Source organism: Streptomyces iconiensis, assembly GCF_028657195.3.
Classification (GTDB): domain Bacteria; phylum Actinomycetota; class Actinomycetes; order Streptomycetales; family Streptomycetaceae; genus Streptomyces; species Streptomyces iconiensis.
In genome coordinates, this window is the sequence record NZ_JANCPR020000006.1 from 164,915 (window position 1) to 186,255 (window position 21,341).

Here is a 21,341-nt window from a genome sequence, read left to right on the forward strand (position 1 = left end):
TTACGTCTCATGTCACGTTTGGTTCGCGTGTACCCGCCGGTCCCGGACCGGTGACCGGCGAGACGAGGCGAGAGGACGAGGTGAGGCTGATGACAGCCACTCGAAGACGACCTGCTGACCCCGCGGTGGTCATGGCAGCGCTGGCGCTGACCCTGGTCGTCGCTGGGTGTTCCGGAGGTACGGCGGAGCTCCCTGAAGGGGCGCCCCACGCGGCGCCCAAGGAGAAGCCGCAGTCGAAGGTCAGGCTCATCGGGGACGGATCCACGTCCTTCATCGGCCGGCAGCCGCGCCAGCCGAACCCGCGTCAGCTGAAGCCAGGGAAGAAGCCCCCGCAGTTCGTCGTCTTCTCCTGGGACGGTGCCGGCGAGGACAGCAAGAAGCTCTTCTCCCGCTTCCGAAAGGCCGGGAAGAAGTACGGCGCCGCGCAGACCTACTTCCTCAGCGGTGTCTACACGCTGCCCGAGAAGCAGGCGAAACGTTACTCCCCGCCTGGTCACGCCCAGGGGGCCTCCGACATCGGCTACCTCAAGGACAAGAACATCCGTGCCACGCTCAAGGAAGTCCACAAGGCGTGGCTGGACGGCAGCGAGATCGGCACCCACTTCAACGGCCACTTCTGCGGGCCCGGCGGCGTGGGCGACTGGTCGGTCGAGCAGTGGAAGAGCGAGATCCGGCAGGCACGGTGGTTCGTCGAGAACTGGAAGACGACGACCGGGTGGAAGAAGGCCAAGCCTCTCCCGTTCAACTACGCCAGGGAGATGGTCGGAGGCCGCACCCCCTGCCTGGAGGGCCAGACCAACCTCTTGTCGGCGGCCCGGCAGATGGGCTTCCGCTACGACTCCAGCGGCAACGGCAAACAGGTGTGGCCCGCCAAGCGCAACGGGCTGTGGGACATGCCGCTCCAGCAGGTCCCCATGCCGGGGCGGAAGTTCGAGACGCTCTCCATGGACTACAACTTCCTCGTCAACCAGTCCGTGACCGTCAACGGGCCGGCCGAGAAGCGGCCCGCCTACAAGCGGCAAATGCGCGACGGCCTGCTACAGGGCTTCAAGCGCGCCTACACAGGCAACCGCGCCCCGCTGATCATCGGTAACCACTTCGAGAACTGGAACGGCGGCGTCTACATGGATGCCATCGAGGACGTCATGAAGACCGTCTGCACCAAGAAGGACGTCCGGTGCGTCTCGTTCCGGCAGCTGGCCGACTGGCTCGACACCCAGGACCCCCGCGTGCTCGCAAAACTGCGCACCCTCCAGGTGGGCGAGCGTCCCGCCACGGGCTGGCGCTCCTTCCTCACCATCGACCGGACGCCGGCCCAGGCACGGTGAGGGAAGGCGCGCGCTGAGAGAGGCCCCGTTCCGGCACGGCACGCCGGAACGGGGCACGAGGGGGCAGCGTCCGGAGGTCAGGCCGGCTGCGGGGCGCTCCTCCCACGGGGAGCGCCCCCGCGCGGCGCGTCCTGTCCGCGTGTGACGTCTTCACGCAGGACGAACGACGGGTCGACCTGCGCGGCCAGATCGACCCCGGTCTTCGCGTTCCCCCAGCTCTCCGCGTTGCGCAGGTGGAAGTGGACCATCTGACGGGTGTAGCGCTCCCAGTCGCGCCGCTCATAGACGGCGTCCGCCGCCTCGTGAAGGGCCTCCATCGCACGGGAGTTGGGCTCCTCCAGTTCGGCGAACGGACGGGCACGGCCCTTCTCCATGGCGCGCACCCAGTCGGAGTGCCCGACGGTCACCAGGAGGTCCTCGCCGACCTCTTGGCGCAGGAAGTCGAGGTCGTCCTCGCTCTGTACCTTGTTGCCCACGACTCTCAATGGGACGCCGAAGTCCCGGGCGTACTCCTTGTACTGGCGGTAGACCGACACGCCCTTACGGGTCGGTTCGGCCACCAGGAAGGTCATGTCGAAGCGGGTGAACATCCCGGAGGCGAACGAGTCGCTGCCCGCCGTCATGTCGACCACCATGAACTCCTCGCGGCCGTCCACGAGATGGTTCAGGAACAGCTCGACCGCACCGGTCTTGGAGTGGTAGCAGGCGACACCGAGGTCCGACTCGGTGAAGGGTCCGGTCGCCAGAAGCCGGATCGCACCACCGTCCAGGGCGACGGTCCGCTCGCACGCCCGGTAGACCGGGTTGTCCTCGGTGAGACGCAGGACGCGGGAGCCCTCGCCGGGCGGCGTCGTCTTGATCATCGTTTCGGCCGACGTGATCCGGGGGTTGGACCCCCGCAGGTACTCCTTGATGAGCGGCAGATGGGCCCCCAGCGCCGGTAGCGCCGCCGCCTCGTCCTCGTCGAGGCCGAGCGCCGCCCCCAGGTGCTGGTTGATGTCGGCGTCCACGGCCACAAGGGGGGCGCCGCGTGCGGCGAGGTGGCGGATGAACAGTGACGACAGCGTCGTCTTGCCGCTGCCGCCCTTCCCTACGAAAGCGATCTTCATGTTCATTAGCGTAATGCGCGCAAGGGGCCGCTCATGGAGCCGTGAGTGAAGAAGACCACTCGAACGTGGGGTTGGGGCGCCCCGGAGGGTGCGTAGGGTCGAACCCATGAGTAGCTCCGCTGGCCCCGCAGGCCGCGCGTCGGCGCCCGGAACCCCCGCCGCAGACCCGCTCGCCCCCCTGGCCGCACTGCCGGGTGTGCCCGAGGCTGTGGAATCCGTACGCAAAGCCGTCGACAGGGCCTACGGGCATCGCGTCATGCGACGCCGCAGCAGTGAGGTGAGCGCGGAGGCCGCGCTGCGCGGAGCCCGTGCTTCCGCGGCGCTGGACGGTGCCGACTGGGCGCTGGAAGAGGTGCGGCGGCGCAGCGACTTCAGCGTCGACGGCGAGCCCCGCACCGTTGGAGCGGCCCTGCGCGTGACGGCCGAGTCCGGCCAACTCCTGGATGTGTGGCAGCAGTCGCCGCTGCGCGTGCTCGCCCGGCTGCATCTGGTGGCTGCGGGGCGCGTCGCGCCGGACGAGACCGTGGGCAGGCCCCGGCACGCCGGTGAACAGGTCGAGGGCCCCGACCTCGGGCTTGCCCTGCCCAGTGGTGACGAGGTGGCGGCCCGCCTCGACGGTCTGACACAGCTCGTGACGGGCGGTACCTCGGTGCCCGCGCTGGTCACCGCGTCGGTGGTGCACGGCGAACTACAGGTGCTGCGCCCCTTCGGCTCGTACAACGGTCCAGTGGCGCGCGCCGCCGAACGGATAGTGCTGGTCGGCAGCGGTCTCGATCCCAAGGCCATCTGCCCGGCCGAGGTCGGACAGGCCGAGCAGGGACGCGATGTCTACCTCCATGCCCTGCGCGGTTTCGCGTCCGGGACCCCGGAGGGGCTGGCCGAGTGGATCGCTCACTGCGGTCGCGCCGTCGAGCTGGGCGTACGGGAGAGCACGGCGGTCTGCGAGGCGCTCCAGCGCGGCGCCGCCTGACGGGTCCGTCTCCCTTCGGCGGGCGGGGCGCTGTACGAGTGCCGTACCGGGCGACTACTGGTGTCGCGTATGCGGCCAGAAGGCGTGCGAGCGGGAGGCTCCCCGGGGGAGCGACTACAGGAGCGGCTTCGGAGGCGGCGGGAGGCGGGGGCTCCGGAGACAGAAATGCGGCGGCTCCCGCTTACGGGTGCCGCCGCTGACATGTCCACCGGGTTACCAAGCGTGCTCCATTTTGGCCCATCAGGTCGGGACTTTGCCCGTTTCCTGCTGGGACCGGCCCGATACGCGGGCTACGCGTCGCGTGGGTGCCCAGTGTTCATGCATCCGGTCCGTGGGGCCTTGTGCGCAGAAACGGGATCCTCTCGGATGCCGCTGGTCTCGCGGGCCGTTGATTCCTTTGTACTCCGCGGCGGGGCCAAGCGGAAGCCCTCTCCACAGATCTTTACTTTCCGCTTCATATACGAGGAAAAGGACTTGTTCTGGCGAATGCCTCAAAACACATGGAGAGGCGTACGCCGGCGGCCACGGCGCCGATTGTTGAACCACACCAGTCCAGCCGTCGCCGCTGCGGCGCCCACGGCGACGGCTGTGAGCGCCACAGTGGGCCGGGACGGCATGGAGAGTGCGGGCATCCGCTGTTTGAGCCGTACGGGCCGCGAGAAGGACAGCACGGGCCATTCGCGCGTCACGGCCTCCTTGCGCAGTGCCCTGTCGGGATTGACCGCGTACGGGTGGCCCACGGCCTCCAGCATCGGCAGGTCCGTGGCCGAGTCGCTGTAGGCGTAACAGCGATCCAGGTCGTAGCCCTCGGACGCGGCCAGCTCGCGGATCGCCTCGGCCTTGGCGGGACCGTAGGCGTAGTAGGCGATCTCGCCGGTGAAGCGTCCCTCCTCCACCACCATCCTGGTCGCGACGACGCGGTCGGCGCCGATCATCTCGCCGATCGGCTCCACCACTTCGGCCCCCGAGGTCGAGACGATGACCACGTCCCGGCCCGCGAGGTGGTGCTCCTCGATGAGGGACGCGGCCTCGTCGTAAATGATGGGGTCGATCAGGTCGTGGATCGTCTCCGCGACGATCTCTTTGACCTGGCCCACGTCCCAGCCGCGGGCGAGAGCCGAAAGGAACTCCCGCATCCGCTCCATCTGGTCGTGGTCGGCGCCTCCGAGGAGATATACGAACTGCGCGTAGGCGGTGCGGAGGACCGCACGGCGATTGATCAGGCCACCTTGGTAGAAGGACTTGCCGAAGGTGAGCGTGCTCGACTTCGCAATGACCGTCTTGTCCAGATCGAAGAAGGCGGCTGTGCGGGGCATCGCTAGGTTTTCCACGAGAGCGAGCATAGGCGCCAACCATTCGGCGTAAGGTGTGGCGCGTGGGTTTGCCTGAGAAGGCTCTCGGGTACACCATGGAAGTCACGGATCGTTCGCGACCGTGCTAACCCGGCCCGACTCCTCCCCCCCCGAGTCGGCCGTGGGGACGACCCCCGCTCTCCCCCCCGGCGGGGGTCGTCGCATGTCCAGACGCTTTTTCAGAGGCCAGGCCCGGTGGGCCTGGCCTTTTTTGATCATAGGGAAGCGGTCGTTCCGATTCCCCTGGTAAGTAACTGAGGGTAATCGCGGTGCTGCTCTCTGAAAGTCACCGGTATGGGTGGCCGAGTTTTTCACAACCGCCGAGTTGTCCACAGTTTTGGACCATGATCCCCACGTTTTCCCGCTTCGCCGCACTGTGATTCCCGACGGCGTCCGCAGCTGTTTGCGGATGCGAGGGGGTGCGCGGTGAAGGGGGCCGGGATCATGGCCGAAAACATTCTGATTGTCACCGAGGACGAGGAACTCCTTGATGACCTACTGCGACTGTGCGCAGCCGCCGGTGCTGAAGCCGAGGTCGCGCACGGCGCTCCGGAGTACGGCGCCGGCTGGGCGAGTTGGAGCGGCGCCGCCTCCTGGCAGCGGGCACCGCTGGTGCTCGTGGGCGACGACTGCGCGGCCTCGGCCGGGTTCGCCGGGCCGGACGACACGGGTCCCGGAGCAGCTCTGCGCAGACCTGGAGTACTGCTTGTCGGCCGGGACCTCGACGACTCGGGTGTGTGGCAGCGCGGCGCCCGTATCGGGGCCGAGGGCGTGGTCGTGCTGCCCGACGCGGAGAGCTGGCTCGCGGGCCGGATCGCCGACGCCGCGGAGGGAGTGGGCCGCCCCGCGCTGACGGTCGGAGTGATCGGCGGCCGGGGTGGCGCGGGAGCCTCCACGCTGGCGTGCGCCCTGGCGGTCACGGCGGCGCGTGCCGGGGAGCGGACGATGCTCATCGACGGTGATCCGCTCGGCGGCGGGCTCGATGTGCTGCTGGGCGGAGAGAGGACGGAGGGGCTGCGATGGCCTGCCTTCGCGGAGTCCCGGGGCCGGGTGGGAGGCGCCGCGCTCGCCGAATCGCTGCCGAGCTTGCACGACTTGAGCGTGCTCAGCTGGGACCGGGGGGACTCCGTGCTGATCCCGGCGGACGCGATGAAGTCCGTGCTCTCCGCCGCAAGGCGGCGCGGTGGCGTGGTCGTCGTGGATCTGCCCAGGCGTGTGGACGAGTCCGTGGCCGAGGCGCTCGTGCAACTCGACGTGGGGCTGGCGGTCGTCCCTGCCGAGCTGCGTGCTGTCGCGGCGGCCCACCGTATGGCGTCACGGGTGCAGATGGTCCTGCGTGACCTGCGAGCCGTGGTGCGGACGCCGGGAGGTCCGGACGGGTCGGCCGGCTATGGGCCCGGGCTGGACGACGAGGAGGTCGCGCGCCTGCTCAGCCTGCCACTCGCCGGTGAACTGCCATGGGAACGCGGCCTGTTGGAGGCCATCGACCGGGGGATGCCGCCCGGATACGAGAAGGACGGAGCGCTGGCCCGGTTCTGCCGGGGCTTCTGGGACCAGGCGCTCAGCGGGGGAGAGGTGGCGGCATGAGTGCGGCGGACGGAACGGAACGGGGAACGGTCGTCCGGGGAACCGCCGTCCGGGCCTGGCGGCCGGGTTCGGGTGCGGCGCTGCTGGACTCCGTACGGCGCAGCCTGGCGGAGTCGGGGGCTGAGCCGACCCCCTCCAGGGTCGCGGCGGCGCTGCGGGCGCACGGGCGGCTGATGGGGGACAGCGCGGTACTGGGGGTGGTGGAGTCGCTCCGTTCCGAACTGGTCGGTGCGGGGCCCCTGGAGCCGCTGCTCGCGGAGCCGGAGGTCACCGATGTGCTGGTGACGCGACCCGACCAGGTATGGGTCGACCGGGGACGCGGGCTGGAGCTGACAGGTGTGCGCTTCCCGGACGCCGCGGCCGTCCGGCGCCTGGCGCAGCGGCTGGCGACCTCGGCCGGACGGCGACTGGACGACGCGCGGCCCTGGGTGGACGCGCGGCTGCCCGACGGGACGAGGCTGCACGCGGTGTTGCCGCCCGTGGCCGTCGGGTGCACCTGCCTGTCCCTGCGGGTGGTGCGCCCCCGTGCCTTCGGCCTCGGTGAGCTGGTGGCGGCGGGGACGGTGCCGCCCGGTGGGGAACGGCTGCTGAGCGCCGTGCTGGACGCCCGGCTGTCCTTCGTCGTCAGCGGCGGCACGGGCTCGGGCAAGACGACGCTCCTGTCCACGCTGTTGGGGCTTGTGAGGCCCGAGGAACGAATCGTGCTGGCCGAGGACTCGGCCGAACTGCGCCCCGACCACCCGCACGTGGTGCGGCTGGAGGCCCGCCCGGCCAACCAGGAGGGCGTGGGCCGCGTGGAGCTGCGGGACCTGGTGCGCCAGGCACTGCGGATGCGGCCGGACCGGCTGGTGGTCGGCGAGGTGCGCGGCCCCGAGGTGACGGACCTGCTGGCGGCGCTGAACACGGGGCACGAGGGCGGGTGCGGAACGGTGCATGCGAACGCCGCCGACGATGTCCCCGCGCGGCTGGAGGCGCTGGGGACGACGGCCGGGCTCGACCGGGCGGCGCTGCACAGCCAGTTGGCCGCGGCCCTCGATGTGGTCGTGCATCTGGTGCGCGGGCGCTCGGGGAGGCGGTGGATCGCGCAGATCCACGTACTGGAGAGGGACGCGAAGGGGCTGGTGACGACGGTTCCGGCAGCCGTCTGGCGCGGGCCGGAGGAGGGAGAGAACGAGGGCTTCGTGACCGAACGCGGGTGGGGGCGGCTGGAGTGGCTGTGCCGGCGCGGTATGGCCGATGGTCCCCGTACCGCCCTCGGCGGGGTCGTGGAAGGGCCCGGTGACGGGCGGGGGAGGGGGAGCGGGTGCTGACGGGGGAGTTCGGCGGGGCGGGGTTGCCGGGTGCCGAGTCGGCGCCGTTGTACTCGGCCTATGCGGCGACGGTGTGCGCGGGAGCGGCTGCTTGGCTGATGACAGGGCGCGACGACGGGGGACGCAGGGCGCGGTTGTTGCTCGCCGGTGGGGGTGAGGCGGCGGGGCCCCGGCGGCCTGTGGAACTCCCGCGCTGGTGGCGGGAGTTGCGCGCCGACGCGCGGGAGCGGTTGGGCGGGCGTGTGGGCCGCGAGTGGTGGTGTGTGCCCGCTGGGGTGCTGCTGGCGGTGCTCGGAGCGTCGTGGATTCCGCTTGTCGCCGGGTTCGTGGCGGTCCCGCGGGTGCGGCGGTGGCTGCTGAGGCGGGAGAAGGACCGGGTGAGGAGGGCCAGGGAGTCGGCCGTCGTGGAGCTGTGTGCGGCGGTGGCGGGTGAACTCCGGGCCGGCTGGCAGCCGGACAGGGCATTGCTCGCGGTGGAGCGTGCGGACGGTGCCGTGGTGCGGGGTTTCGGGGACGAGGGGGCGGCTGTGCTGGCTGCCGCGCGGTTCGGGGGAGATGTACCTGGCGCGCTGCGGGAAGCCGGGCGGTTGCCGGGCGCCGAAGGGCTGCGTGGGGTCGCCGCGTGTTGGCAGGTGGCGGTCGAAGGCGGGGCGGGGCTCGCCGAAGGACTCGACCAGGTCGCGGGGGCACTGCGTGCGGAGCGGGACCAACGTGAGGACGTGCGCGCCCAGTTGGCCGGGCCACGCTCGACAGCGTTGGCGCTGGCGCTCTTGCCGGTCTGCGGGCTGTTGCTGGGCAGCGCGATGGAGGCGGACCCGGTGCACGTGCTGCTGCACACCCCGGCCGGGCTGGTGTGCCTGGCGGTGGGGCTGGCGCTGGAGGCGGCGGGGCTGGCATGGGCGGGCCGCATCGTGCGCACGGCCGACGGGAACGGACGGAGCACCGCCGGATGAGGGAGCTTTGGGGCATGTGGGGACCGGCACGGTTCCCGGGTGAAGAAGAAGTGCTGGCGCCTGGAGTTCTCCCCTGGCTGGCGGCGTGGGTGTCGGTGCTGGCCGCAGCCGCCTGCGTGGCGGGCGGGCTGGTCGTCTGGTGGCGGGACCTGGGCGCCCGGCGCCGCGTGTGGACGGTGCTGGGAACGCTGTCTCCGGGCCCGTGCGGGAGTACGGAGGGAGGCGATCGCACGCCTGGCCCCGGGGATGCCGGTACGGCTGCGGGGGAGCACTGGCCGCTGCTCTCGCGGGGCGGGCCCGGGTGGCTGCGGTCGGGGCGCCGGTGGCTGAGGTCTCGGACGGCGCGGGACGGGGCCGGCGCGGTGGGCGCCGGGGTACTCGGGGTGGTCCTGGTGGGAGGCGCGTGGGGCTGGTTCGTGGGCGCGGTGGCGGCTTTCGGTGTGCGGCGTTGGCTCCAGGGGCGCGCGGACCGGGACGGAGGAGAGGGCGCGGCTGAGGAACGTAAGGCTGAGGCGCAGCTTCCGTTGACGGCGGAACTGATGGCGGCCTGCCTGGCGGCCGGTTCGGGGCCGGGACAGGCGGCGGAGGCTGTGGGCCATTCGGTCAGCGGCCCGTTGGGAGCCCGGCTCGTACGGGCCGCGACCGAACTGCGGCTCGGGGGCGAACCGGCCGTGGTGTGGGGGCGGTTCGGGGCGCACAGATGGAGTGCGGGGTTCGCTCGCTGTATGGAGCGGGCCGGGGCGGCCGGGGTCCCGGCAGTGGAGCCGGTCACGCGGCTGGCGGCCGAGTTGCGCGGTCAGCGGTCGCGCGCCGCGATAGCCAGGGCACGCCGGGCGGGTGTGCTGGTCACGGGGCCGTTGGGACTGTGCTTTCTGCCCGCGTTCCTGGTCATCGGTGTGGCGCCCGTCGTACTGGGACTCGCGCGCTCGCTGTGGTGAAGCAGCTGCGAGGGGTGAAGAGGCGGTGAGGGCGGTGGCGAGAGCGGCGTGGTGAGTGTGGCCGAGGGTGAGCGCGGAGGCGTACAGGGCGAAGTCACGGAGGGAGCAGCGATGTTGGCAAGGATGCGACGAGCGGGTTGGGCCGTGGTGCGGGGGTCGCGGGGCGACAGAGGGATGAGCACGGCCGAGTACGCCGTGGGAACGATCGCGGCGGCCAGTTTCGCGGCCGTGCTGTTCAAGATCGTCACAAGTGGCTCGGTCAGCGGGGAACTCCAGCAACTCATCGGGCGGGCGCTCGACGGGAGTTTCTGACGGGGACGGGGTCCGAGCGGGGACGGGGGAGGGGCGTGAGATCGGAAGTGCGCAAGGGGCGCCCGGTGCGGACGAGGGGCAACCGGATCAGCCGGGTCTGCCGGGCCCGAAGGGATCCGTGCGCTGGCTATGTGACCGCTGAGACGGCGGTGGTGATTCCGACGCTGGTGCTGCTGGTGGCGGCGTTGCTGTGGGGGCTGATGGCAGCGGCGATGCGGATCCAGTGCGTGGACGCGGCACGTGCCGGAGCACGTGCGGCAGCACGTGGCGAACCCGCCGCTGGTGTCGCTGCCGCCGTGCGGTCGACGGCGCCGCGGGGAGCCCGGATCGAGACGCGGAGCGAGGGGGAGTTGGTGCGGGTCGTGGTGAGGGCCCGAACGGCGGGACCCGGGCCGCTCACCGTTGAACTGCGCTCGCAGGCGGTGGCACTGGACGAACGGAAGGCGGGTGAAGCGAATGCGGGTGAGGCGAGCGCGGTCCGGGCGGCGGGATGACCGGGGATCGGCAACGGTGTGGGCGGCACTGAGCGCCGTCGTGCTGTGCGGTGTCTTCGGCGCCGTGCTCGGACTCGGCCAGGCGGTCGCGGTCCGTCACCAGGCCGGGGCAGCGGCGGACCTGGCGGCACTGGCCGCCGCCGACCGCGCCCTGGAGGGGCAGGACCGTGCCTGTGCCCTGGCCCGGCGGGTGGTCAGAGCGCAGGGGGCGAGCCTGGCCAGATGCGCGGTACGGGGCGAGGTTGCTGACTTGGACGCGGGGGTGAGTTGGGGACCGTTCGCCACCCGGGTGCGGGCACGTGCAGAGCCAGTTGACGCGGCGGCGGTGCGTTCCGGGGAGCCGGCGCCACAGGCGCGGCCGTCGTCGACGGGCGGTGCCAATGCCAATGTTGTATTGGACGGGTCCGGCGCCGTGCTGGACGCGCCACGTGTGCCCAACGGGCGCTCGGTGACCGGGCGTTCGGCCAGGAACCGGGGCCCGCCAGCGGAGCGCCATGGTCCGCGTGACTGCGGCACGGTGGCTCCTCCCTGCGCAGCACGGGCTGTGCGGGGCACGGAGGAGGCTCGGGTGGCCACCCCGGCCACCCTGGTCCGCAGCCTGCCCAGTTGACCGCTGAACGGTCGGCCGAGTGGTCCGGCGTCCGGCGCTCGGTGTCCGTCGCCCGGGACCCGGGGCCCGGGGTGCGCCTCGGTCGCGGTCGCCCCTGGCCGCCAGTTCGCCGTCGGACGACCGTAAACCGGGAGCCGTCTGCCGCCGCACCCAGGCGCACGCACCTGCCGTCCGCTCGCCGTGCTGCCCGTTCGGCCCGGCCCCCCGGCTCGCCGTGTCATCGGTGCACACCGCAGTGCCGCTCACCGGTCACCGGGGCGCAAGTGCTCGGGTCGCAGGTGCTCAGGACGCAGATCCTCGGGTCGCAGGGTCGCAGGGTCGCAGGGTCGCAGGGTCCTCGGGCGGGGGGCGGGTCAGGTGGCGGACTTGAGGAGTTCGGTGAGGAGGCGGATGGCGCCGGCCTTGTGGAGGGGGTCGTTGGCGTTGCCGCACTTGGGGGACTGGACGCAGGAGGGGCAGCCCGCATCGCAGTTGCAGGCGGCGATGGCGTCCCGTGTCGCGGTCAGCCAGGCGCGGGCCGTGTGGAAGGCGCGTTCGGAGAAGCCGGCGCCGCCCGGCTGGCCGTCGTAGACGAAGACCGTGGGAAGGAGAGTGTCAGGGTGCTGCGCGATGGAGACGCCGCCGATGTCCCAGCGGTCGCAGGTGGCGAACAGAGGCAGGATGCCGATGGAGGCGTGCTCGGCGGCATGCAGGGCGCCGGCGAGGATCTCCGGGTTGATCCGGGCGGCATCGAGCTGGTCCTCGGTGACCGTCCACCACACGGCGCGGGTACGCAGGGTGCGCGGGGGAAGGTCCAGTTTCGACTCGCCGAGGACTTCGCCCGTCATCAGGCGGCGGCGCAGGTAGGAGACGACCTGGTTGGTGACCTCGACGGAGCCCAGGCACAGGCGGGCGTCCCCCCAGGGGATCTCGGCCTCGGTCTCCAGGATGGCGAGGGCTGTGGTGTCGCGGGCCATCGTCGTCCAGGGCGGGCTGGACTCCTCGACCAGGGCGGCGGAGTCCTCCAGATCGAGCTTGCGGACGACATAGGTACGGCCCTGGTGCAGATGGACGGCGCCTTCGTGGACCGTCGTGTGGGCAGCGGCGGCGTCCACGGTGCCCAGCAGGCGGCCCGTTCCCTCCTCGACGACCTGGACGGGACTGCCCCCGCTGCCCCGGATGTCGGTGAGGTCGGCGGCACGCTCCTTGCGGGTCCAGTGCCAGGCGGAGCCGCGGCGGCGGAGCAGCTTGCGCTGTTCGAGCTTCTCCAGGAGCGCGGCTGTCTCGGGCCCGAAGAGAGTGAAGTCGCCCTCGGTGAGCGGGATCTCGGCTGCGGCTGCGCAGAGGTGCGGAGCGAGGACGTAGGGGTTGTGCGGGTCGAGGACGGTGGACTCGACGGGGGTCTCGAAGATCGATTCGGGGTGGTGGACGAGGTAGGTGTCGAGCGGCTCGTCGCGGGCGATCAGGATGGCGAGCGCGCCCTGTCCCTTGCGCCCCGCTCGCCCTGCCTGCTGCCAGAGGGAGGCACGGGTGCCGGGGTAGCCGGTGATGAGGACGGCGTCGAGACCTGAGATGTCGATACCGAGTTCGAGTGCGTTGGTGGCGGCGAGGCCGAGCAGCTCGCCGGTGTGGAGTGCGCGTTCCAGGGTGCGGCGTTCCTCGGGGAGGTAGCCGCCCCGGTAAGCGGCGATACGGGAGGAGAGCCCGCCGCCCCGGCCGACACCGGGAATCGACGCGATCGACCGAGTCCCCCGGGACCCGGCGGGATCGGCCCCGCCCCGGACCCCCTCTTCGGCTCCAGCCCCGTCAGCGGTCCCCTCCCCGCCCCCGGTCGGGAGCGGCTCCCGGGGGGCCGGGATGGCGGAGAGGCGGTCCTGGGCGATGAGGGAGACCAGTTCGGCGCCGCGCCGGGAGCGGACGAAGGCGACGGTGCGGACGCCCTGGACGGCGAGATCGGTGAGGAGTTCCGCGGCCTCGGCCGTGGCGGTGCGGCGTACGGGCGCTCCGCGTTCGCCCTCCATCTCGGTCAGCGGGGGCTCCCAGAGCGCGAAGACCGTCTCGCCCCGTGGCGAGGTGTCCTCGGTGATCTCCACGGGGCGCACGCCGGTGAGCCGTGCCGCACCCTCGCCGGGGGAGGCGGCGGTGGCGGAGGCGAGGAGGAAGACGGGGTCGGAGCCGTAACGGGCGCAGAGCCTGCGCAGGCGCCGGAGGACCTGCGCGACGTGCGAGCCGAAGACTCCTCGGTAGGTGTGGCACTCGTCGATCACGACGTAGCGCAGGGCACGCAGGAAGGAGGACCAGCGGGCGTGCCCCGGGAGGATGCCGCGGTGCAGCATGTCCGGGTTGGTGAGGACGTAGTTGGCGAAGAGACGGACCCACTCGCGTTCCTCGACGGGGGTGTCGCCGTCGAAGACCGCGGGCCGTACAGCGGTGCCCAGGGGGCCCGCCAGGTCGGCGACGGCGCGGCGCTGGTCGGCGGCGAGCGCCTTGGTGGGGGCCAGGTACAGGGCGGTGGAGCCCCGGCCGTTCGGGGCCTCGGAGCCGTCGAGGACGTCGCTGAGTACGGGGACGAGGTACGAGAGCGACTTGCCCGAGGCGGTTCCCGTGGCGATGATCACGGAATCGCCTTCGAGGGCGTGTGCCGCTGCGCGCGCCTGATGCTCCCAGGGGCGTTCGATGCCTGCCGCGCGTACGGCGTCGATCACTTCAGGCCGGATCCGGTCCGGCCAGTCTGCATGGCGACCCTCTCGCGGGGGCAAGTGCTCCGTATGGGTGATGCGCCCGGCGCGGTCGGGCCCCTTGGTGAGGCGGTTCAGCACGTCGCGGGGGTCGCCGCGGGGAACCGAGCGGTTGGGCTCGGCTCGCGGGCTTACGCTCGCGGACCGGGTGTGCTGTTCGTTGGCCATCGGTACCGAGTGTGTCACTGGCGAGGCGGACAATGGCCGCAAGGCGTCGTGCTCGCCTGCTGGTAAGTGATTGAATGCCTCTGCGGCTGCCGATCCGTCCCCTGCCTTTGGGGGCACCTCTCTCCGTCAGGCAGGGGGAGGGAGAACCGAGGGGGCTGACCGCTCGATAGCAAGGTGCTGGAGGATCCGTGGACCTGTCCCTGTCGACCCGTACCGTAGGCGATCGCACGATCGTCGAGGTCGGTGGCGAGATTGATGTATACACCGCGCCCAAGCTGCGAGAGCAGCTTGTCGAGCTTGTGAACGACGGCAGCTACCACCTCGTCGTGGACATGGAGGGCGTCGACTTCCTCGACTCCACGGGGCTGGGTGTGCTTGTCGGAGGGCTCAAGCGGGTGCGTGCCCATGAGGGCTCACTGCGCCTGGTCTGCAACCAGGAGCGCATTCTCAAGATTTTCCGCATCACTGGTCTGACCAAGGTGTTCCCGATCCATTCGTCCGTCGACGAGGCTGTAGCAGCCACCGACTGACGTACCGGAGCCGCCGCGCCCGTCCCGTGTGGACGGGTCGGCGGCGGACCGGCTGGCTGGAATCCGGTCGCTGGGGCACCACCGGCTCTCACAGTCCCCGAGCACGGGCCCCGCAGACGTACACAGGGAAGACCGAGGGGGATGGCATGGCCACCGTGGAACTCCTATTCAGCGCGCTGCCGGAGCACGTCCGGACCGCGCGACTGGTGGCCGCCGCGGTGGCGCGGCGTGCCGGGGTGGACGAGGCCGTGCTCGACGAGGTGCGGCTGGCCGTCGGCGAGGCGTGCACGCGCGCTGTCGGCCTCCACATGAGCAACGGCGTGGACAGTCCGGTGAAGGTCTCGCTGATCGAGGACGAGAAGAAGTTCTCGATCGAGGTCGGTGACGAGGCGCCCCACCCGCGCTTCTCGCTGCCCGGAGGCGGGCGTGGTCCCCGTCCGGCCGGTGGAGGCCGCGTGGAGGCCGAGGGAGCGCTGCTGCCGGGCGCGAGGGACGAGATCCCCGAGCCGGTCGCCGACGAGGACGAGGGCGACGGTGAGATGGGTCTCGCGGTCATCAGCGGGCTCGTGGACGACGTGGAGGTCTCCGCCGACGAGAACGGTGGGGTGATCCGGATGAGCTGGCCCACGACGCCCGAGCCCGTACTCCCCTGAACAACTGAGCCCATGCGCCGGTGTTTCCAGCCGTGACGTCACTCGTCGACTGCTCGCCGAAAGCTACGCCCGTCGCCTCTGCGGCGGGCTTTTTCGATCTTTAGTGCGGGCACTTTCGATCTTCTGTGCGCATTACTGACCAGGGGTTTTCCGGGTTTACTTGATCAGGTTAGAGATCATTTCCCCGGCGTCAGTTGAATTTGCGCCTTCCCTCATGCGAGCGAATTATCAGCTTCGTGCACGGCTGATCTTCGCCGTTCGGGGCGAATTCCCGCTGCTGTGCTCTGTTTTGATCAAGTTGCGCTCCCTACAATCCGTCCACATCTTTGCAGCAGGACGCCTGAGCGTGCTTGCGCGCGCCCATGTGCCAAACGTCAAGGAGGACGAATGGCGGGGCATCTCAGCCCACTTCAGAACTCCCAGCACCTCGCAGCCGCCGCAGAGCTGACCAGTGGCAACCGTGGTCTCGTGATCGTGATCGCGGTTGTGGCTCTGGCGGCTCTCGGCGTCGGCCTGGTGCTGGTACGTCAAGTGCTCGCCGCCGGCGAAGGCACGGACAGCATGAAGAAGATCGCGGCGGCCGTTCAGGAGGGCGCCAACGCGTACCTCGCGCGGCAGCTGCGTACCCTCGGCGTATTCGCGGTCGTGGTCTTCTTCCTGCTGTTTCTGTTGCCGGCCGACGATATGAACCAGCGGATCGGCCGTTCGTTGTTCTTCCTGGTCGGTGCCGCCTTCTCGGCGGCCACCGGGTATTTCGGTATGTGGCTCGCGGTGCGCGCCAATGTACGAGTGGCTGCTGCGGCGCGTGAGGCGACTCCGGCCGAGGGCAGCGATGCGGCGAGTTCGCCGGATCTCACCGCCGTCTCGCACAAGGCCATGAAGATCGCTTTCCGTACGGGCGGGGTCGTCGGGCTGTGCACCGTCGGGCTCGGACTGTTCGGTGCCGCGTGCGTCGTGCTCGTCTACACGGCCGACGCGCCGAAGGTGCTGGAGGGCTTCGGTCTCGGGGCCGCGCTGATCGCGATGTTCATGCGTGTCGGCGGCGGCATCTTCACCAAGGCGGCCGACGTCGGGGCCGACCTCGTCGGCAAGGTCGAGCAGGGCATCCCCGAGGACGACCCGCGCAACGCCGCCACCATCGCGGACAACGTCGGCGACAACGTCGGCGACTGCGCGGGCATGGCGGCCGACCTGTTCGAGTCGTACGCGGTCACGCTCGTCGCCGCGCTCATCCTCGGGACCGCCGTCTTCGGCGACACCGGTCTCGTCTTCCCGCTGCTGGTTCCGGCCATCGGCGTACTCACGGCGATCATCGGAGTCTTCGCTGTCGCACCGCGTCGCTCGGACCGGGGCGGGATGACGGCGATCAACCGTGGGTTCTTCATCTCGGCCGTGATCTCGCTGATCCTGGTGGCGGTAGCGGCGTTCGCGTACCTGCCGTCCAGCTACGCGGACCTCAAGGGCGTCTCCAGCGACAACACGGAGGACATCCTCGGGCACGCCGGTGACCCGCGTGTGCTGGCGATCGTGGCCGTGGCGATCGGGATTCTCCTGGCCGCCGTGATCCAGCAGCTCACCGGCTACTTCACGGAGACCACCCGCAAGCCCGTACGGGATGTCGGCAGGACCTCGCTGACGGGGCCCGCGACCGTCGTACTGTCCGGGATGTCCCTCGGGCTCGAATCGGCCGTCTACACCGCGCTGTTGATCGGTCTCAGCGTCTACGGTGCCTTCCTGCTCGGCGGCGGCACGATCATGCTCGCGCTGTTCGCCGTCGCGCTGGCGGGCACCGGGCTGCTGACCACGGTCGGTGTGATCGTGGCCATGGACACCTTCGGACCCGTCTCCGACAACGCGCAGGGCATCGCCGAGATGTCGGGCGACGTCGAGGGCGCCGGCGCGCAGGTGCTCACGGACCTGGACGCGGTCGGCAACACGACGAAGGCCATCACCAAGGGCATCGCCATCGCCACGGCCGTACTCGCCGCAGCCGCACTGTTCGGTTCGTATCGAACGGAGTTGGGCACGGCGCTGGACGAGGCGGGGCAGGGCACCGGCAAGATGCTGGAGCTGATGGACATCGCGCAGCCCAGCACGCTGGTCGGGCTGATGTTCGGCGCCGCTGTGGTCTTCCTCTTCTCGGGGCTGGCCATCAACGCCGTTTCCCGGTCGGCGGGTTCGGTGGTCTACGAGGTGCGCAGGCAGTTCCGCGAGCACCCCGGGATCATGAACTACACCGAGAAGCCCGAGTACGGCCGGGTCGTGGACATCTGCACGAAGGACGCGCTGCGGGAGCTGACCACGCCGGGTCTGCTCGCCGTGATGGCGCCGATCTTCGTGGGGTTCACCTTCGGTGTGGGCGCGCTGGCGGCGTTCCTGGCCGGTGCGATCGGCGCCGGGACGCTGATGGCCGTCTTCCTCGCCAACTCGGGCGGTGCCTGGGACAACGCGAAGAAGCTGGTCGAGGACGGTCACCACGGTGGCAAGGGCAGCCCGGCGCACGAGGCGACGGTGATCGGTGACACGGTCGGTGACCCCTTCAAGGACACCGCCGGGCCGGCGATCAACCCGCTGCTGAAGGTGATGAACCTGGTGGCGCTCCTCATCGCGCCCGCCGTGGTGAAGTTCAGCTACGGCGACGAGGCGAACGTGGGCGCGCGTGCCGTGGTCGCCTCGATCTCGATCGCGGTGATCGTGATCGCTGTCTACGTCTCCAAGCGGCGCGGGATCGCCGTTGGTGAGGAAGACAACACCGATCGGATGGCGAAGCCGTCGGATCCGGTGGCCGCCTCCTAGGCGGCGGGCGGCGCGCGGCGGTCGTAAGGACCGCTGCGCACCAGCTCAACGGCGGGGCGGGCGGGGCGTGTCGACGCCCCGTCCGCCCCGTGGTGTGTCCGGGGGCGCGGCGCGGAGGACCGACCGGCGGGTGCCCGGAATGCCCGTACGTGCTTTTGGTGCAAATGGCTGCAATCGGGGACAGATGAATCTTCCGACTCGCCGCTGCTCCCTCCCCGGCGTGTATGTTCCGGGCCGAACAGCCATGGAAGGGACCGATCCGGTGAAGAAGAAGCTTGCGGCTGCACTGTCCGGCGGTGCGGCACTCGTACTCGCGCTGACCGGTTGCAGCGACGACAGCGGCAAGAAGACGGACGACTGGGCCAAGAAGGTCTGCGACGAGGTCAAGCCACAGGTCAAGAAGATCCAGGGAGCCAACTCCTCGATCGACCAGGCGTCCCAGCAGAAGGAATCCTCCGCCGAGGTCAAGAAGACCGACTCGGCCGCCTTCCAGAAGATCTCCGACGCGTACAAGTCGCTCGCCTCCGCCGTCGATGACGCGGGCGCACCGCCCGTGGACAACGGAAAGAAGCTCCAGAAGGACGCGGTCAAGGAGCTGAAGGGACTCTCCGGCCAGTACAAGGGCCTCAAGACCACGGTCGACAAGCTCGACACCAAGGACCAGGCGAAGTTCGCCGAGGGCCTCAAGGGTGTCGCCACCAAGCTCGACACGCTCGGCAAGAGCGGCGACAAGGCCCTCAACAAGCTCCAGTCGGGCGAACTGGGCAAGTCGATGGCCAACCAGGAAGGCTGCAAGAAGCCGAGGACGTCCACGAGCTCGTAGGCGGCTCGCGCGGATCCTGTGAAAGACGGGTACGGATCTCGTGCGGCCCTCGCGGGCCCTGTGCGGTCCGTACCGATCCTGTGCGGGCCGCACAGGATCCGGCGGGGGCCGTACGGGTTCTGTGAGGGAGGAGAATGGGGCGGGTGAGTACCGAAGCGCTTCCCGCGGGCGGGGACGAGAGCACGCGGCGACTGAGGGAGTCCCTCATGGTCGCCGGATTCACCGCCGACGGACTGCTGGAACTGCTGGGCGCACCCGCCTACGCCGCACTCGCCCGCGGCGAGACCGTCCCCGCGCTGCGCGCCACGCGCGGCGAGGGCCCGCTGGAGACGCTCGTACGGCTCTTCCTGCTGCGGCAGCCGGCGCCGTACGAGCGTGCGCGTGCGGCGCTGCACGCCGAAGAGGCGCTCGCCGACGGGTGGCTGGAGCGCGAGGGGCCCGGAGGGGACTCCGTACGCGCGACCGTGGACGTCAGGCCGTACAGCGGGCCCGAGGGCCAGGACTGGTGGATCGTCTCCGATCTGGGCTGCGCCGTGGGCGGCGCCGGCGGGATCGGTGCCCGGCGCGAGAACGGTGAGGACGCGCGCGGCGCGGTGCTCGGCGTCGGCGGTGCCTCCACGACGCTGGCGGGGCTCACCGTCCGTACGCCCGTGGCCCGTGCGCTCGATCTCGGTACGGGTTCCGGTGTCCAGGCGCTGCACGCGAGCGCGTTCGCCACCCGGGTCACCGCGACCGACCTCAACCCGCGCGCACTGCGCTTCGCCCGCCTCACGCTCGCGCTGTCGGGCGCTCAGGAGGCCGATCTGCGGGAGGGTTCGCTGTTCGACCCGGTGGAGGGCGAGGAACCGTACGACCTGATCGTGTCCAACCCGCCCTTCGTGATCTCGCCGGCCGCCCGGCTGACCTACCGCGACGGCGGCATGCGCGGCGACGAGATGTGCCGCACGCTGGTGCGAGGGGCCGTCGGGCATCTGGCGCAGGGCGGCTACTGCCAGCTGCTCGCCAACTGGGAGCACCGGGCCGACGAGGACTGGCGGGACCGGGTGTCGGCGTGGGTGCCTCAGGGGTGTGACGCGTGGATCGTCCAGCGTGAGGTCCAGGACGTCGCCCAGTACGCGGAGTTGTGGCTGCGCGACGCGGGGGACCACCACGGCGACCCCGACGCGTACGCGGCCCGCTACGACGCCTGGCTTGAGGAGTTCGAGCAGCGCGGTACCAAGGCTGTCGGCTTCGGCTGGATCACCCTGCGCAAGACGGAAGCGGAACGTCCGTCTGTGATCGCTGAGGAGTGGCCGCACCCTGTGGAACAGCCTCTGGGCGATGTGGTGCTTTCCCACTTCGAACGCCAGGACTTCCTGCGCAGGACGGATGACGCCGCTCTGCTCGGGCACCGTTTCATGCTCGCGGACGAGGTGGTTCAAGAGCAGGTCGGGATGCCGGGCGCGGAGGATCCGGAGTATGTGGTGCTCCGTCAGAACCGGGGTATGCGGCGTGCGACGACGGTGGACACCGTGGGCGCCGGGTTCGCCGGAGTGTGTGACGGAACGCTCAGTGCGGGCCGCATCCTGGATGCCATCGGACAGCTTGTCGGCGAGAGCCCCGTGGAGTTGCGGGAGCGGACGCCAGAGGCGATCAGGCTCCTGGTCGAGCAGGGCTTTCTGACACCGGTCGAGGCGTAGCGGTTCAGCCGACGGCGTTGCGGGCCACGGCCCACGCCACCGCGAGCGTCAGGACCGCCACCGTCCCCCGTGTGCTCAACCTCGGGCGGTAGCGGCGTCCCCGCAGGCCCTCGTAGAGCCAGCGGCCGGAGAGATACGCGGCGGCGGGCAGCCCGATCACGAGCAGTGCCGCGTTGTCGTGCAGCGCGGCGAGCAGGTCGCCGTGCAGGAGGTCGTACGTCATCCGCGTACCGCCGCAGGCCGGACACAGCAGCCCCGTCGCCCAGTTGAAGGGGCAGCGGGGCAGGAAGTGGCCGGACTCATGGGGGTCGGTGCCCCACAGGTACGCGGCGCCCGCCGCTCCCGCCGTGAGGGCGGCGAGCGGCGCGGCTGCCGGGTGGGAGAAGGCGGCAACGAACCGTGCGGGGGCGCGGGGGACGTGACCGTCCGGCAGCTGACTCAGCTGACTCAGCTGATCCGGCCGGCCTGTCGGCCCCGTTACGGTGCGCATCGCCGCTCTCCTCCTCCCGTTCCGCCGTGCGGGCTCAGCTCCGCAGTATGCGTCCGTCGCTGTCGGTGCGCTGGTCGCTGACGAGGAAGATGATGCCGTCGATCAGCGACCAGACGCCGAGGCCACCGCAGGTCAGGAGTTGGGCGATGCCCATGCCGATGTGGCCTGTGTAGAAGCGGCCGATGCCCAGTCCGCCCAGGAAGAGCTGGAGGACTCCAGCGACGATCTTGGACTTGTTGGAGTAGGGCCTCCCGTAAGGGTCGTAGCCGTAAGGGGCGTTCGGGTCCGCGCCGTACTGGCCGGGACCACCGCCCATCGGCGGTGCCTGGTGCGGGTAGCCGTAGGCGGCCTGGCCGGGGCCCGGAGGCGGGGGCTGGCCGGGGCCGGGCGCGCTGTACGGATTCTGGCCGGGCTCCTGTGGGTAGCCGTAGCCAGGCTGGTTGGGGTTGGACACAAGTCCTCCGAGGTCGAGCGGTACCTGGTGCTGTGCCTCAGACATGCTGCCAGAGCCTTCGGGCGGCG

The 21,341-nt window shown here is 70.7% G+C and carries 19 protein-coding genes; 14 read left to right on the top strand and 5 right to left on the bottom strand.

The annotated features are described in order from the left end of the window. Positions 1-89: 89 nt before the first annotated feature. Positions 90-1,328: a polysaccharide deacetylase family protein gene (locus NMN56_RS08000; RefSeq protein ID WP_274044393.1), complete on the top strand. Its 1,239-nt coding sequence runs from the start codon at positions 90-92 to the stop codon at positions 1,326-1,328. A gap of 77 nt (positions 1,329-1,405) precedes the next feature. Here the strand turns inward: NMN56_RS08000 and NMN56_RS08005 are convergent, their stop codons facing one another. Then, a complete protein-coding gene (locus NMN56_RS08005) occupies positions 1,406-2,437 on the bottom strand; it encodes an ATP-binding protein (RefSeq protein ID WP_274044391.1) in 1,032 nt (343 codons plus the stop codon). A gap of 106 nt (positions 2,438-2,543) precedes the next feature. Between NMN56_RS08005 and NMN56_RS08010 the strand changes: the two genes are divergently transcribed. Beyond that, on the top strand, positions 2,544-3,407 hold the full coding sequence (locus NMN56_RS08010; RefSeq protein ID WP_274044390.1) for a Fic family protein: 864 nt from the start codon (positions 2,544-2,546) through the stop codon (positions 3,405-3,407). A 491-nt stretch (positions 3,408-3,898) separates the two neighbouring features. Here the strand turns inward: NMN56_RS08010 and NMN56_RS08015 are convergent, their stop codons facing one another. Further along, complete coding sequence (locus NMN56_RS08015) at positions 3,899-4,750, bottom strand: HAD family hydrolase (RefSeq protein ID WP_274044389.1); 852 nt, start codon at positions 4,748-4,750, stop codon at positions 3,899-3,901. Positions 4,751-5,203: 453 nt separating this feature from the next. Between NMN56_RS08015 and ssd the strand changes: the two genes are divergently transcribed. The 7 genes from ssd to NMN56_RS08050 all read left to right on the top strand — a co-directional run bounded on the left by ssd (position 5,204) and on the right by NMN56_RS08050 (position 10,963). Further along, complete coding sequence (ssd, locus tag NMN56_RS08020; protein ID WP_274044388.1) at positions 5,204-6,346, top strand: septum site-determining protein Ssd; 1,143 nt, start codon at positions 5,204-5,206, stop codon at positions 6,344-6,346. Continuing rightward, positions 6,343-7,656, top strand: a complete 1,314-nt coding sequence (locus NMN56_RS08025; RefSeq protein WP_274044387.1) for a TadA family conjugal transfer-associated ATPase — start codon at positions 6,343-6,345, stop codon at positions 7,654-7,656. Before ssd ends, NMN56_RS08025 begins: the two co-directional genes overlap by 4 nt. A gap of 98 nt (positions 7,657-7,754) precedes the next feature. Next, on the top strand, positions 7,755-8,609 hold the full coding sequence (locus tag NMN56_RS08030; protein ID WP_274044543.1) for a type II secretion system F family protein: 855 nt from the start codon (positions 7,755-7,757) through the stop codon (positions 8,607-8,609). Continuing rightward, a complete protein-coding gene (locus tag NMN56_RS08035; RefSeq protein WP_274044386.1) occupies positions 8,606-9,547 on the top strand; it encodes a type II secretion system F family protein in 942 nt (313 codons plus the stop codon). The genes NMN56_RS08030 and NMN56_RS08035 overlap by 4 nt, the downstream gene beginning before the upstream one ends. Positions 9,548-9,670: 123 nt before the next feature. Next, on the top strand, positions 9,671-9,859 hold the full coding sequence (locus NMN56_RS08040) for a DUF4244 domain-containing protein (RefSeq protein WP_347178581.1): 189 nt from the start codon (positions 9,671-9,673) through the stop codon (positions 9,857-9,859). Between the two features lie 131 nt (positions 9,860-9,990). Next, entirely contained in the window at positions 9,991-10,353 is a 363-nt protein-coding gene (locus NMN56_RS08045; RefSeq protein ID WP_274044383.1) for a TadE family type IV pilus minor pilin, read from the top strand. Next, positions 10,316-10,963: an Rv3654c family TadE-like protein gene (locus NMN56_RS08050; protein ID WP_280842793.1), complete on the top strand. Its 648-nt coding sequence runs from the start codon at positions 10,316-10,318 to the stop codon at positions 10,961-10,963. The genes NMN56_RS08045 and NMN56_RS08050 overlap by 38 nt, the downstream gene beginning before the upstream one ends. Positions 10,964-11,316: 353 nt before the next feature. Here NMN56_RS08050 and NMN56_RS08055 read toward each other — a convergent pair whose 3' ends face one another. Then, positions 11,317-13,848: a DEAD/DEAH box helicase gene (locus NMN56_RS08055; RefSeq protein ID WP_274044381.1), complete on the bottom strand. Its 2,532-nt coding sequence runs from the start codon at positions 13,846-13,848 to the stop codon at positions 11,317-11,319. A gap of 188 nt (positions 13,849-14,036) precedes the next feature. On the opposite strand from NMN56_RS08055, the gene bldG reads away from it, so the two are divergent. The 5 genes from bldG (at position 14,037) to NMN56_RS08080 (ending at position 20,329) form a co-directional block, all read left to right on the top strand. Beyond that, positions 14,037-14,378, top strand: a complete 342-nt coding sequence (gene bldG / locus NMN56_RS08060; protein ID WP_016473000.1) for an anti-sigma factor antagonist BldG — start codon at positions 14,037-14,039, stop codon at positions 14,376-14,378. Between the two features lie 146 nt (positions 14,379-14,524). Next, a complete protein-coding gene (locus NMN56_RS08065; protein ID WP_274044380.1) occupies positions 14,525-15,031 on the top strand; it encodes an ATP-binding protein in 507 nt (168 codons plus the stop codon). 387 nt (positions 15,032-15,418) lie between these two features. Then, positions 15,419-17,827: a sodium-translocating pyrophosphatase gene (locus NMN56_RS08070; RefSeq protein ID WP_274044379.1), complete on the top strand. Its 2,409-nt coding sequence runs from the start codon at positions 15,419-15,421 to the stop codon at positions 17,825-17,827. A gap of 244 nt (positions 17,828-18,071) precedes the next feature. Next, positions 18,072-18,650 (top strand): small secreted protein, encoded by a 579-nt coding sequence (locus tag NMN56_RS08075; protein WP_274044542.1) that lies wholly within the window; start codon positions 18,072-18,074, stop codon positions 18,648-18,650. 134 nt (positions 18,651-18,784) lie between these two features. After that, positions 18,785-20,329, top strand: a complete 1,545-nt coding sequence (locus NMN56_RS08080; RefSeq protein ID WP_274044377.1) for a DUF7059 domain-containing protein — start codon at positions 18,785-18,787, stop codon at positions 20,327-20,329. A 4-nt stretch (positions 20,330-20,333) separates the two neighbouring features. Here NMN56_RS08080 and NMN56_RS08085 read toward each other — a convergent pair whose 3' ends face one another. Beyond that, positions 20,334-20,819 (bottom strand): DUF2752 domain-containing protein, encoded by a 486-nt coding sequence (locus NMN56_RS08085; protein WP_274044376.1) that lies wholly within the window; start codon positions 20,817-20,819, stop codon positions 20,334-20,336. Between the two features lie 34 nt (positions 20,820-20,853). Next, positions 20,854-21,318: a TM2 domain-containing protein gene (locus NMN56_RS08090; protein WP_274044374.1), complete on the bottom strand. Its 465-nt coding sequence runs from the start codon at positions 21,316-21,318 to the stop codon at positions 20,854-20,856. Positions 21,319-21,341 lie beyond the last annotated feature (23 nt).